Origin of the sequence: Paenibacillus sp. NPDC057934, assembly GCF_042887565.1 — a bacterium.
GTDB lineage: Bacteria > Bacillota > Bacilli > Paenibacillales > Paenibacillaceae > Paenibacillus_AQ.
This window is the reverse complement of the sequence record NZ_JBHVPB010000004.1, coordinates 223,299-236,856: the sequence shown is the minus strand read 5'-3', so window position 1 is coordinate 236,856 and position 13,558 is coordinate 223,299. Positions and strand designations below refer to the sequence as shown.

The 13,558-nt window shown below is 50.2% G+C and carries 7 protein-coding genes; 4 read left to right on the top strand and 3 right to left on the bottom strand.

The window, feature by feature from the left end:
- Positions 1-9: 9 nt before the first annotated feature.
- Positions 10-834, bottom strand: coding sequence for a DUF6492 family protein (locus tag ACFVRY_RS10940; protein ID WP_387500073.1), 825 nt, complete (start codon positions 832-834; stop codon positions 10-12).
- Positions 835-1,107: 273 nt separating this feature from the next.
- Between ACFVRY_RS10940 and ACFVRY_RS10935 the strand changes: the two genes are divergently transcribed.
- Both ACFVRY_RS10935 and ACFVRY_RS10930 read left to right on the top strand, forming a co-directional pair.
- Positions 1,108-2,250: a response regulator gene (locus ACFVRY_RS10935; protein ID WP_387500071.1), complete on the top strand. Its 1,143-nt coding sequence runs from the start codon at positions 1,108-1,110 to the stop codon at positions 2,248-2,250.
- A 169-nt stretch (positions 2,251-2,419) separates the two neighbouring features.
- Positions 2,420-5,818 (top strand): S-layer homology domain-containing protein, encoded by a 3,399-nt coding sequence (locus ACFVRY_RS10930; RefSeq protein WP_387500069.1) that lies wholly within the window; start codon positions 2,420-2,422, stop codon positions 5,816-5,818.
- A 179-nt stretch (positions 5,819-5,997) separates the two neighbouring features.
- On the opposite strand, the gene ACFVRY_RS10925 is transcribed toward ACFVRY_RS10930, so the two are convergent.
- Entirely contained in the window at positions 5,998-9,096 is a 3,099-nt protein-coding gene (locus ACFVRY_RS10925) for a hybrid sensor histidine kinase/response regulator (protein WP_387500067.1), read from the bottom strand.
- Between the two features lie 159 nt (positions 9,097-9,255).
- On the opposite strand from ACFVRY_RS10925, the gene ACFVRY_RS10920 reads away from it, so the two are divergent.
- Both ACFVRY_RS10920 and ACFVRY_RS10915 read left to right on the top strand, forming a co-directional pair.
- Positions 9,256-9,726 carry an Imm30 family immunity protein gene (locus ACFVRY_RS10920; RefSeq protein ID WP_387500065.1) on the top strand — a complete coding sequence of 157 codons (471 nt, stop codon included), beginning with the start codon at positions 9,256-9,258 and terminating at the stop codon, positions 9,724-9,726.
- Between the two features lie 251 nt (positions 9,727-9,977).
- A complete protein-coding gene (locus tag ACFVRY_RS10915; protein WP_387500482.1) occupies positions 9,978-12,314 on the top strand; it encodes a UvrD-helicase domain-containing protein in 2,337 nt (778 codons plus the stop codon).
- An 881-nt stretch (positions 12,315-13,195) separates the two neighbouring features.
- Here the strand turns inward: ACFVRY_RS10915 and ACFVRY_RS10910 are convergent.
- Complete coding sequence (locus tag ACFVRY_RS10910; RefSeq protein ID WP_387500063.1) at positions 13,196-13,432, bottom strand: DUF6953 family protein; 237 nt, start codon at positions 13,430-13,432, stop codon at positions 13,196-13,198.
- Positions 13,433-13,558 lie beyond the last annotated feature (126 nt).

Sequence of the window (13,558 nt, the reverse complement as noted above, 5' to 3'; positions counted from 1 at the left end):
TACCTTCAATCAGTGGCGGCTGGCCTGCGATGATCGGGAATACCCTTTGCGTTTATGAAAGGACAGGGATCTATAACTCTTGGCCAGCTTCGCCTTCTCAGCCTGGGAGACCCCGGCAGCGTCCTGGTGCAGACTCCTATTGCGGGCCTTACGTATGAGCATTCCGCCGGGGTCACTCTGGTACACGTAATTGCCGTAGGTCTCGAATTCTGAGAAGGCAAATTGCTTGCTCCGGTTCATGCTGCGGAGTATAGCGGAATACCAGGGCACCCCATGCCGGGCTTCGATCTCTTTCTTCATCCGGGAGAGCTTGCTCCGCTCAAAGAGCATGTAATGAGTGACAAGTGAAGACGGTGCGCTGGCCTTGCGGCCCATGAGCTTTTTGTACGTGACAAAATACTCCGGTTGGCTCCAACTTCGGCTGAAAAATACGGTGCGACCATGCTGACGAAACTGGTGCGGGGCAATCAACACCGTATCGGCATCGATGACTAGAAAGTAATCGGCCTTGCAGAGTCTGTCTCCATTCAGCTTCAGCAGCTGCTGAAATAACCAGCCGGAGCGTTCCCAGGTACGTGAGCGGTAATGGATGTCTTTTTTCGTAAGAGGGAGAACTGTATTCTCATCCACAAAGGTACAGCCGTACTCCCGGCAAAAATGCAGTAGGCGTTCCTTTCGCGGGGCAACAATAAGGATGCGGCCAATGGGATGCTTAACATGGGTTCTAATAGCTTTCACCACATGTGGTAAGGTTGCCAGATCCTTTTCGATAGCAGGAATTAGCACATCAATCTTGGCCGCTTGTGAGATCCCTGCTCTTCTTGGTAGTGACATACGTTCATCTCCAGATTTATCATTTTGCTTTTAGGATATGAACGGCAATTGAGGAATGAATGGGCCCGACAAAAAGACGGCTGTTCTCCCTATATAGATTGCAAAGAGGGGAGTCTCCCGAATTTCCATTAAACTCCATATTAAGTGCGGGCAAATTGTCGTATAATTCTAGCCACTGGCGATTGTCTATGAACAATATCTCAAATCCGGCTTCACGATAACATCTAATTTCATTCATGAAGATACTGTGAAAGGAGCCTCTTTTCCAACGAGATGAAAGCCCTATTAATTGATGATGAGAAGGCGGCACTAATCCAAATGGAGAGACTAATCAGAGCAGACGGACGGATCGAAGTTATCGGTGCATTTACGACCGTGCGAGAAAGCCTTGAGTCTCTCTCTACATGCAAAGTTGATTTTGTCTTTCTAGACATCGGCATGCCTGAGATGAGCGGCCTCGCTGCTGCCGAATATATTATGCAGCTTGACCCGGACATTCGCATTGTCTACGTCACTGCATACTCTGAATATGCCGTCGAAGCGTTCGAGTTAAATGCCCTTGATTATTTGCTCAAACCTGTCGGCGCTGGCCGCTTTGCCAAAACCGTTACACGCATGTTAGATATTTATCGCCATAAGAGCAACGCCCTATCTCCTGCTACGCAGACGGAATACGAGCCGTCCATCCTATGTTTTCACCGTCTGGAGCTTCGGGGCGGCAGGACGCCTGGTATTAAACTGAAATGGCGAACCTCCAAAGCGCAGGAGCTCTTTGCCTTTTTGCTCCATAACAAAGGACAATGGGTCAGCAAAAACCTATTGCTCGACAGCTTATGGCCAGACTATGCCCCTGACAAAGGATTAACCCATTTGCATACCTCTGTCTATCAGATTCGCAAGTTGCTGCGGGAATGGGACGAGGGTGCTGGCATCGAATTTGCACAGGATTGTTATCGGCTCTCGCTAGAGGGAACGGTTACCGATGTCGAACTGTTCTTGCAGGAACTGGAGAGAATTCTGAAAGACCTGTCATCTTCCCCCAATACTTCATCACACCGTTACGACAGCGCGCTTAGTCTCTACTCCGGGCATTACCTGGAGGAGCACGACTATTGGTGGGCCAAACCGCGACAGGAGCAGCTGAGGCAGCAATACATAGAATTGGTGCTCGCCATCGCTAGAGAAGAAACGGCAGCGGGCCGTGAGACGCAAGCCATCAAGAGGCTGGTGTCCGCCAAGGACAAGGACCCCTACTCTGAGGAGATTTGCCAGCAAATCCTTCAAGCTTGTGCCAGCCTGAGAGATTACGAGTTGCTCCAAACCTATTATTTTTCATTCGCGGCGATGCTGAACAAGGAGCTTGGCATCGAGCCCGATTCGGAGACAACTGCGCTTTACCAAACCCTTATGCAATAATAGTCCCTAAAAAAAGTCCGGAAAGCGATCATTTTTTCGCTCTCCGGACTTTTGCTTTGAAAGAACCGAACAAAGGATGTCGAAATTGCTCAGAATCGGTCCAGCGTTGTTTGATAACATCCTATCATTACGGATTTGCAACTATGAAGTAAGGAGAGGATTTTGGGTAATGAAGAAGACAATTTCTGTACTACTAATATTACTGCTGTTGGTCGGAACCCATCCGTGGTCCAGCGTCTTTGCAGCCCCGGATTCCCCGTCTTCCGGCGGATTCCAGAGCCCGACGATTTCCGATGCAAGATCTATCGCTTACCATGACGGATATATCTACGTAGCTCAAAGAGGACCGGGCGGTATTTACCGGGTAGATGCTCACACAGGTTCCGTCACTAAAGTGCTTGATCTAGGCTACATCATGTCCGTCGCACTGAATCAGGCAGGAGACTTGTTCTACACGGTCGACAGCACGGAAACTATCAAAAAAATCGACAAGAACGATCTGAAGAACCTTCCGCTTTCCTCAGCCACTGTCAGCACTGTCAGCAAAAATTTTTATAATACCGGCTTTAAATATGTTTATGGACTTGCCTTCGATGAAGCCGACAATTTATATTTCTCGGACTATATTAACAAGGGCATTTACAAACTGCCACAGGGGCAAAGTTCGGCGACTACAATCGTCAAAAATTTGAATACCCATATCTCCAAACTCTCCATCAGTCCAGACGGTGTCATTTATGGCGTCGGAGATGATTCTAATCTCTACACTATCAGCATGGATGGGAGTCAGGTTAAGAAGAAAAGCAACGCTCCTATCCCCGGTCTCAACGGCATTGCTTTTCTACCGGATGGTGAGGCATTTCTCTCCCGGAGCAACAGCATCACTCCCGCTCCCGAATTCAATATCGGACCTCCCCCCGATACCGAAAAACCTACGATCACGCTGAATGGAGCAGCCAACTTATCAGTGAAGTATGGTTCGGTCTTCACGGACCCGGGCGTCATCGTTACGGATAACGTCGACACGGGATTGGCTGCCCAAGTGACTTACAGTATGAATGATATTAGTCTGCCTGGCATTGATACATCTGTTCCCGGCACCTACGTCCTTCGCTATAACGCCACAGACACAGCGGGGAACAAAGCTGTCGAAGTGAAACGAACCGTCACTGTAAGGGAGTTTACACTTAATCTAGCTTCAGGCGCTCCCGTGGCAGTTAACAAACCAACTTCCAGCGGAAATATCGCCGATGTAACAGACGACTCCGTTGAAACCGGCTGGAGCAGCAATAGCAACGACGGTCCTTGGAAGATCACGCTAGATATGAGCGAAGGGGTTAGTTATAACGATATCGTCATCGTGAGCCGAGCCGCCATTAACTCTTATACTGTGAAATTCAGCGATGACCTTACAGAACCTTTTGAAAACATCGAAAATACTTCCACTATTGGACCAGTCAACCACTCCGAGGGCCGTTACAACGGTTATACAACCGAAACGCTTTCCCTGCCGGAGCCTGTCACCAAAAGATACGTGCAAGTGAGCGTGGTCCCTTCTGCGGATCTCACCATTCAGGAAATTGAAATCTACAATCGGACACGGATCCCAGCTCCCGTACACGTAGACGGCGTTTCTTTAAATGCTGAGACACAGACCTTGACGGTTGGTGGACCTCCAATCACGTTGATACCTATCGTCAGCCCAGCAGATGCAGACAATCAAGAAGTTGTTTGGAGCAGCAGCAATCCTGCGGTAGCTACCGTTAAAAACGGCGTTGTCACTCCGATTAGTGTAGGTGTCGCCACCATTACTGTGACAACAGAAGACGGCGAATTCACCGCTTCCTGTATTGTAACCGTACATGCTGCTGATTCCGGCAGTAATCCGGGCAACGGCTCTGGGGAAAATCCAGACCATGGCTCCGGCCAACATGTCACCGGCATTTCCTTAAATGCCGACACACAGACGCTAACTGTTAGCGGACCTACAGCCACCTTATCAGCTGACATCATTCCGGCGGATGCCACCAATAAAACCGTTGTTTGGAGCAGCAGCAATCCTGTGGTGGCTACAGTCGAGAACGGCGTTGTCACGCCGATCAGCGCAGGTGTTGCCACCATTACTGTGACAACAGAAGACGGAGGCTTCTCCTCTTCATGCCTCGTAACCGTTAATGCTGCTGACTCTGGCAGTAATCCGGGCGAAGGTTCAGGGGAAAATCCAAGCGGGGACAATGACGGAAACACTGACACAAGCGCTGGGACTGTCACCGTCTCCAATCCGACCGAGAAGTTGTCTGTACTCGTTGATGGCGGGGGGGACAATAATATTTCTTCAGTTACCATTACGCGGACAACAGACGCTAAAGGGCAAAAAACAGATGAAATCACCTTCTCGCCTGACAATGCTCTGAACACTGTTTCGAAGCTACAGGCGGCTGGCTTGCATACAGCTCGTATCCTGATTCCAGATCCGAAGGACGAAGTCGTGCAGACGAAGCTGAATCTTCCTCTCGGAACCGTGCAGCAATTGGCGGTGGGCGGAATCGATCTGGAAATGGTTACGCCAAACGCAAGTATTACGATTCCATACGTTTCACTGTCCGGCATCGCGGCCGACGTTTACTTCCGCATTCTTCCTATTAAACAAGATTCGGAGCGACTGCAGGTTGAGGAACGAGCCAAACAGGAGCAGATCGTGAAGGATGCACTAGGCAACGGTGGTATTCGAATCGTTGGCCGCCCAATGACGATCGAGACCAATCTCTCCTCCCGGGCCGTAGATCTCAAACTTCCGCTACCGGATTCCGCTATTCCAACTAACGCCCGGGAACGCGAGCAATGGCTGGCCAATCTGGCAATCTTCATTGAACATAGCGATGGAGAACGTGAGTTGATTAAGCCAAAGATTGAGACGAACAGTGCGGGACAATTAAGCTTGGTGTTTACCGTCTTGAAATTCAGCACCTTTACGATAGTGAATATCGACAATTGGTCGGCTTACCTTAATCCGCAAAAAGGGTTCATTAACGGCTATCCGGACGGAACCTTCAAACCGGAAAAAGGCCTTAGCCGGGCAGAAATAGCGGCGATGCTATCCCGGGTTGGCGCAGGCGACCAAGGAACCGTCCCAGCTTCCAGCTATACAGACGTAGCCGCCACATTCTGGGCAGCAAGCTTCATTGCCCAAGTACAAACAACCGGCCTCATGAAAGGTTATGCGGGCAGCTTCGTACCAGAGGCCATGATTACGCGGGCCGAAATGGCTACAATCGCCAGCCGCTGGCTTAAATTGACCGGTGTAGGAGCATCCGACGCCAACGATATTCAGGGCCACTGGGCACAGGCGGATATTGAACGGGTCAACCAGGTGGGGATTATGACCGACACGCAGGATGGCCACTTCCGGCCTAATGAGATCTTGACGCGGGCTGAAGCGGTTGTCGTCTTCAACCGTATTTTGCGCAGAGAACCATCGCTTGGATCCATCTCCCCTTCCTGGAGTGATGTTCCCGTCACATACTGGGCATTTGGAGATATTGAAGCAGCCTCTCACAATCATCAGTAAGCGATAGTACCCAAACAAGGAATGCTAGACGTCAAGGAAGCTTTAATCTCTTAGCGGTTTTCTAGATACAAATTCAAAAACACGCCACCGATCTCTTTGCGAGAAGGTGGCGTGTTTTTTGCATTTCGGCTTTTGTCCAGGCTGTATTTTGCTTGCAATGAATCATCCACGCCCAAGTCCTACTGTCTTCGCTTCATCGGAATACGGAAACTAACCGTTGTTCCCTGCATCGGCACACTTTCTATTTGCAGACCTTCACCGTACAGCATCAACAGTCGGCGATTGATATTTTTCATCCCTACTCTGCCGCTTTCGCTATCCGATAATGCGAGCGACAGCCTTTCCTTGGTCACACCGACGCCGTTATCCGTTACTTCAATACGCATGTGGTCGTCGCTCTGGCTTACCGACACTTTAACTACGCCGCCAGATTCTTTTTTCATAATGCCATGGTTAATCGCATTCTCTACCAAAGGCTGTATACTAAGCGGCGGAATCATCGTCTTCAGGTCTCCCTCCAGATTCAGCTCGACCTGAAGACGTTCGTTGAATCTCGCCTTCTCCAGTGCCAGATAAGATTGAACCAGCTCCAACTCCTTGTCCAGCAAGATCAAGCGATCACGGTTGCGGAAATCAAAACTACTTCGCAAATACTGACTAAGCTCGATAAGCAAATCCATTGCCTGATAAGGCTCAGTTGGACAAAAGGCGATAATGGTGTTCAAAGCGTTATATAGAAAATGCGGTTTAATCTGGGCCTGCAGGAAAGCCAGCTCGGATTGAATCGCTGTTCGCACTGATTGGCGCAGTTCCAGCAATGTGCGCACCCTCGCTTTTAGCTCCCCGGCGTCCACCGGCTTGCTCAAATAATCATTAATTCCCGCCTCAAATCCAATCCGGATATCCTCTGGCCGGCTTCGGGCCGTTAGCAACAGCACCGGCAGCTCTGACAGCATGAAACGTTCACGGATGGAACGGCTAAGCTCCAGCCCTGACATGCCTGGCATCATCCAGTCTGTGATGACAAGATCAAAAGACTGAGCGCCGCTCAAGGCTGTTAGCGCATCCTCTCCTCCGCTGAACGCAGTTACCTCATAATGTTCAAGCTCTAGCAAGTTAATCAGCACCTGCAAATTGACGGGATCATCATCGACAACCATTACTCGATATTCAGCGTCTGTATTCTCCCGCTCCCGGCTTGCCCGCCGTTCCTGCGCTTCTAAGGACCTAACTGATACACCAGCGGAGTCCATCGATTCGACAAGCTTCGTTGGCTTGTCTGAAACGGCTGGCACTGGCAGCGAGAGTGTCTTCGCGGAAGGCAGGCACACAATGAATCGTGAGCCTTGACCCGGCACAGATTCCACTCTGATTCGCCCATCGCTCAGCTCAACCAACTTTTTGGTAATGGAGAGTCCAAGTCCTGTCCCGGCATAATCGCGATGAACCGCATCTCCACCTTGATCAAAAGCATCAAAGATCGTCTCCAGCCGCTCCGCTTCGATCCCTATGCCGGTATCCTCTATCATAATTACGACATCGTCTCCTTCAGCACGTGACGAAAGCGTAATTTGCCCTTTGCTCGTAAACTTCGCAGCATTGCCTAGCAGATTGTACAGGATCTGTCTCAGCCGATCCTCATCGGTATCCAGCAAAGGCAGCTGATCCGGCCACTGCTGCACGAGTTTCACCGGTTTTCTTTTGAGCAGATAAGGAATCACTTCCAGTACGGATTGGGCCACAGAGGGCAGGTCTACAGGCTGCCTGTGCAGGGTGATCTCCCCGTTCTTCAGCTTGGAAAAATCCAAAATATCATTAATCAGCGAGGAAAGCTGCTTCCCCGTCGCCACAATCATCGCCAGGTTCTCGGCCTGTTTCTCACTATTAGCGGACCCGGCAGCACTCTCTAGCATAGATTCAGCAATATTGATCATGCCATGTAGTGGTGTACGCAGCTCATGGGACGTATTGGCCATAAATTCGTCTTTGAGCCCATCCAGCGTGAGTAGCTTGCTTGACAGGGCCTCGACCTCCCGAACCGATTCCGCAAATCTTCTGGCAAACATCAGGGCTTGCGCAGCAACGAAGATCAGCATTTCAAAAGGAATGAGGACTTGATCGTCATACATCCCCAGAACTTGCATCGTGCTGATCACAACAATCGCAAAAATGCTTTGCATACTCATGATCATATAGAAGGCATCCGCTTTGTGCGTCCGGATCGATCTGGCCATGATGTACATTACAAACAGCAGCATCGTAAAACCAAGTCCGATCATTTGAATATCCCACTTAAAAAAAGTTTTCATCGGCAACACCAGGGCGAAGGATACGATAACCGCCATAAGCCAATGGGCGCCCTGCACAATTCCTTTATGAATCGCACGGGGATTCAGTCCGACCGCAGATAGCAGCAGAAAATAATAAGCGAGTGTGGAGCAGATCGGCTGTATTTTCATCAAAACCGTATAAGGTAACGACGGAATAAGCATCTCCATCAATTTCTCGCCGTGTGTCATCATATACAGAATCACGACTAGACAGAACAGCCCCAGATACAGCATAGACCGCTCTTGCTTTCGTCCCCAGTATAGAATCAGGAAATAGGCAGCAGGCACAAAAAAACCAGCAATAAGCACCGCATCCTTGAAAACACTGCGATCTCTTACGCTCAAGATATCCGTCTGCTCTCCGAACAGAAGCGGGTAAATCATCCCTCCCGAGGCGTACAGCGTATTGGATACCTGAACGATAATCTCCGACGTCCCTTCGGATAATGGAAAAAAGCTTGCATATGGAACGTTCCCCTGCCGATCCTGGCTTTCGTCCGAAGACGGAGAACCGCTTGCCCCAATTTCTACTCCGTTGACAAAAATTCGGTTCGCCATTCGAATATTGGAGGTTCGGATGCCGTACATCCCTTCCTGATTCTCCTCTAATTGCAGTCTAAGGCGATACGTAGCATACCCGGTGGGCTCTTCAATCCCTTGCTTCTCAAGATGACGGTTCCAACTACCCGGGACCTCGATAATATCCTCATTTGAAGCAGCGGCATTCAGCTCATCAGGCGTCAGCAGCACATTCCAATAAAATGACCACTCGCCACTCAATTCTACGTTGCCGTCTTGCTTAAAATCCCAATCTCTTAAATCCAAATAACCTGCCTTCGCATTGAGCTTGGTACCGGCCCCGGCCATTGAGAATTGAACCAGAAAATATCCAAAAAAACTTATGCCCAGCAGCAACAATGCAACTTTATAGACTATGCCTTTATTCATGTAGCAAGCTCCCGCACAGTAAAATGGACTATCGACTAATCTTATAATATTGTATCCCAGCACTACTGAATAAGGTAGAAATTTTCTTCTGCGGCTTCTAAAATATAAGAGATGTAATTGTGGATCTATTCGAATGTGAAGAGAAGGAGAGTCATACCCTTGGAGGAAAACTTGCACCCTGGCATTGCCACGCTCTACGAGAATCGACTGCTTCGCACGGAAGTGGATTGCGAGCGGTTTGACCGCGCGCTAGAGGGCCTTGCAGGGGATACAGAGGATAGAATCATTCATGAGATTTTCAAGGTGTTCGATGATGAGACCGAGCAAGAGGAAGTCATGTTCAGCCTTGTTCATTTCGTGGAGAGCTACCAGACGGAGATGTATCTGACCCAGCTGCTAGAGTCGCTGCCTGCTATGCTGGAACCGGCCCGGGATTGGGCGATTGTACTAAATAAAAGAATTTTAAAAGATGACTTTTGTCGGAATGAATACGCCGATATTGCCGTAGGAATGTCCCCACAGGTCAAACGCGTCCTGTCTTTTTTGCTGGAGGAAATCAAAGAAGACCACCCCAAGTTATTCGAGCGGCATGTGAACGAGATTCTAGGGAAAATCGCCCGCTCCAGATAGAGCGGGAACCTGACTCAGTGTAGAAGCAGTCCCGCTGCCAACGTGACCAGGCCTACTGCAGCTATAAACACACTGCTTCCGTCAAATTCTTCTCGATGTACTTCAGCAATTTCTTCACCGCCCTGGAATGCCCTTTGTATCTCAAAATATATGATTTACAGTTTTTCTTTGTGTGCATCATTCGGGATCAGATGATATATTGTAGATTGTCTGTTTTACGGCATAAGAAGGATTAAACGAAGGTGAATTCATTGAACAAGCTCTTATTTCATAATATCCCCTTAGGCGCTTCCGGGGAACGTATTCCGCAGGCGGCTGTGGCCTCTGCTATGACCAGCAAGGAGCTGGTTAAGGCCGGCGAATCGGATGCAGGTTATTTTCGCAGACTGGAACAAGGTGGAATTCACCTGAACAAGCCGCAGATCGCGGCCGTTCGGCATCATCTTGGACCGCTGTTAACCCTGGCCGGAGCCGGTTCCGGCAAAACCTCAGTGCTGATCTGCAGAACCGGTTATCTGCTGTCTGTACGTGGTGTTGCCGCAAGCCAGTTGCTGCTGCTGACCTTTTCCAATAAAGCAGCGGCAGAAATGCGTGAGCGGATCGCTCTGCTTCCGGGTGTGAACGAGAGTGATGTCTCGCGGCTGCAAGCACGGACCTTTCACTCGTTCTTCCTGTATTTCCTGCGCAGACAGGGACTGCAACAGGAGATTTTTAGCGAAACACGCCGCCAGCATATTCTGCTGAAACAAATCATGCGCGAGCTCGGACTACCCAAGGATGCTTATCCGCCAGAAACACTGTTGACCGTGCTTTCCACCTGCAAAATGAACATGGGCACCGTGGAAGATCTGCCCGAGTCCACCATCGCCGAGCAAGAGATGAAGGCCGTTCTGCGCCTCTACGAGCAATGGAAGAATGATCATTTAAAAATCGATTTCGACGATGTACTGCTGATTGCCTATCAGATGCTAAAGGACAGCCCTCGGCTGCTGAGTGATCTCCAGGAACGGTTTCATTATGTGATGGTGGATGAGTTCCAAGACACCAACGCTCTGCAATACGAATTGGTTAAAATGATTGCCCAGCCCCGGAACAACCTAATGGTTGTCGGGGACGATGACCAGACGATCTACTCTTTTAACGGTGCCCGCAGCGAGTTCATTCTGGAATTCGAGAAGCTGTATCTTGGTGCTAAGGTCATTACGCTGGATATCAACTACCGCTCCGGCCCGGCCATCGTCGGACTTGGCAACGGAATTATCCGCCACAACCAGCGGCGGCGTTCCAAGACCCTGCAAGCCGCTAGAGGCACCGGCAGCCAGCCGCGTTATCTGCGTCCGCAAACAGCGGATGAGGAAGCGGAGCAGATGGTGGAGTTCATCGTCAACGAGGTAGCAGCCGGGCGGCGGGAGTACCGTGATTTTGCCATGCTCTACCGGGCTTCCAGCAGCAACCGGGCTTTGCTAGAACTACTGCTGCTCCGCGACATCCCGTATATCGATTACGGTGAAGGCCAGTTGCTCTACGAGCATTGGCTGATCTCGCCGGTGGTCGACCATTTGCGGCTGTCGCTGAACCGGCGCAATTTTGCTGCTATTGAGAACATCCTCCCCACTCTGTACATGAATCGGGAAAAAGGAATGGACCACATCCGCCGCATGGAGGCCATGCAGCCGAAGCAGGGCCCGATGATCCATCTGCTATCCCTGCCAGGGATGGAGGATTTCAAGGCCGTCAAGCTACGGGAGCGGCTCGATCTGATTCGCGGGCTCCGGGAGCAGATTCCGGTACTGGCGATCCGGCAGATTCGCAAGCAATTCTATGATTATTTCATCGAAGCCAATGAACGGCATCAGGCTACCCTGCACCGGGAGACCCTAAAAGAAATGCTGGATGAACTGGAAGCTTCGGCGGAGCGGTTTGACAGCATCCAGACATTCATTGATTTCATAGACAATGTGACCGAACGGAACGAACACAGCCGCCAGTCCGGACTCAAGGAGCAAGGCGACCGGATTGCGCTGATGACAATTCACAAATCCAAAGGGCTGGAGTTCCCGGTCGTATTCCTGATCGGAGCCTCCGAAGGTATCCTGCCGCATAGCTCGGCACTGGAAGCCGACCGGCTCAAGGATCGAAAATCCGGGGCCGGGAGCAGTAGCGCCGCTGCCGCAGGGTTGGCGCTGGCAGCACTGGAAGAGGAGCGGCGGCTAGCTTACGTCGCCGTAACAAGGGCTCGGGAGGAGCTGTTCATCAGCTCCCCGGCCCGTCACAGGGGCAAAAAAGCGGACGTCTCCCGCTTCATGCTGTCCGCTTTTCGCTCGGCGGCAGCCACAGCCGCAGCAGCCGGGTCCACGCGGCCGGGCTCCGGGCACCGCAGCGCCGCCGTCATCACGGCCAAGACGCTGCCGGCCGCCAGAGCTACGACCGGCCGGACCCACACCGTGCCGGTCTGGAACTGCACTGGCGCGTCCTGTCCTGGCTGGACGCGTATGAAGGCAGGCGGGGCCGAGGACCATCTGGCCTCCAAGCCCTGCCCGCTGTGTAGCTCACCGATGGAGAAGAGTACCCGGGTTGTCCCGGTATAGAGGGACACATGTAGAAGTAGTCTAGCCCAACAGCAGTGAATCTAGGTGAGCTTGAGAGAGTGTAACAGAGAAGAGTGTAAGAGAAGAGTGTAAGAGAAGAGTGTAAGAGAAGAGTGTGTAGCACAACCACGTTTCAGCGGAGGGTAAGGCTGTGAGTTGATACAACATAGTTAGTTAGATGAACTTAAGACCCGAACGATGGAGTGGCTCGTTTAATATGAATTTGGACTTAGTCTGTTGCGGAGTACCTCATTATTGCGTGGTTAGACTCATCTTGTTGCAGGTTGCTAGTATAGTGTGGGGTGGGCTCATCTTGCTGCAGAGTAACTAGTATTGTGTGGCTAAGATCATCCTGTCGCGGAGTAACTAGTGCTGTGTGGCTGAGATCATCCTGTCGCGGAGTAACTAGTGCTGTGTGGCTGAGATCATCCTGTCGCGGAGTAACTAGTGCTGTGTGGCTGAGATCATCCTATTAACAAGTAGCTAGTATATCCCACTTGTTATATGCACTAAAGAATAACGATCAGAGTCAGCAGGAAAAACTCCCGTTAATTCGTCGATTTTCTTCAATAGGCCAGAATTAACTGGAAAAACTCCAGCTAATTCTTTGAGAGAAGGCTAAATCGGGGTTCCAACCACAATTTAACAGGATTATATCCTGTTAATATATTGTATAGCTGATCCAAGTCAAGAATAACAGGAGTAATTCCTGTTATTCCTCTAAAATTCCGACGGCAGAAGTAACTCCTGCTAATCTTCTAACCTTCCGACACTACCTCGCTACCTTGTATGCTAACTATACAGCCAAGTCTGCAACTAGTCCCTAACCTGTCCTCCTAGATATCCTGAATCTAAAAAAACGACCCTCACCGGTCGTTTTTTTAGGTCCAGGCCCACAGGAATCCGTCGCGGTCCCAGGCGATCCTGCCGCCGTGGAGCTTGCGGAAGGATTTTTTCACTTCCTTGGATAGAGAAGCATTGCCATTCTCATTCACAAATACAAATTCTTCGCCGAAATTCGTCTTCACATATTCAATTGCCGCCGTCTGATAAAGGGTTCCAGTAAACCGGATCTCCTTAACCATCCACTCGGCGACATCCTGAGCAGTTACTTCCACAATTGCATCTCCTTCCTTAATCCATACTCATACTCATACTCATACTCATACTCATACTCATACTCATACTCATACTCATACTCATACTCATACTCATACTCATACTCATACTCATACTCATACTCC

Excerpts from the sequence above, each read along its gene's own strand:
- ACFVRY_RS10925 (WP_387500067.1), bottom strand. The coding sequence starts at position 9,096 with ATGAATAAAGGCATAGTCTATAAAGTTGCATTGTTGCTGCTGGGCATA.
- ACFVRY_RS10940 (WP_387500073.1), bottom strand. The coding sequence starts at position 834 with ATGTCACTACCAAGAAGAGCAGGGATCTCACAAGCGGCCAAGATTGAT.
- ACFVRY_RS10930 (WP_387500069.1), top strand. The coding sequence starts at position 2,420 with ATGAAGAAGACAATTTCTGTACTACTAATATTACTGCTGTTGGTCGGA.
- ACFVRY_RS10935 (WP_387500071.1), top strand. The coding sequence starts at position 1,108 with ATGAAAGCCCTATTAATTGATGATGAGAAGGCGGCACTAATCCAAATG.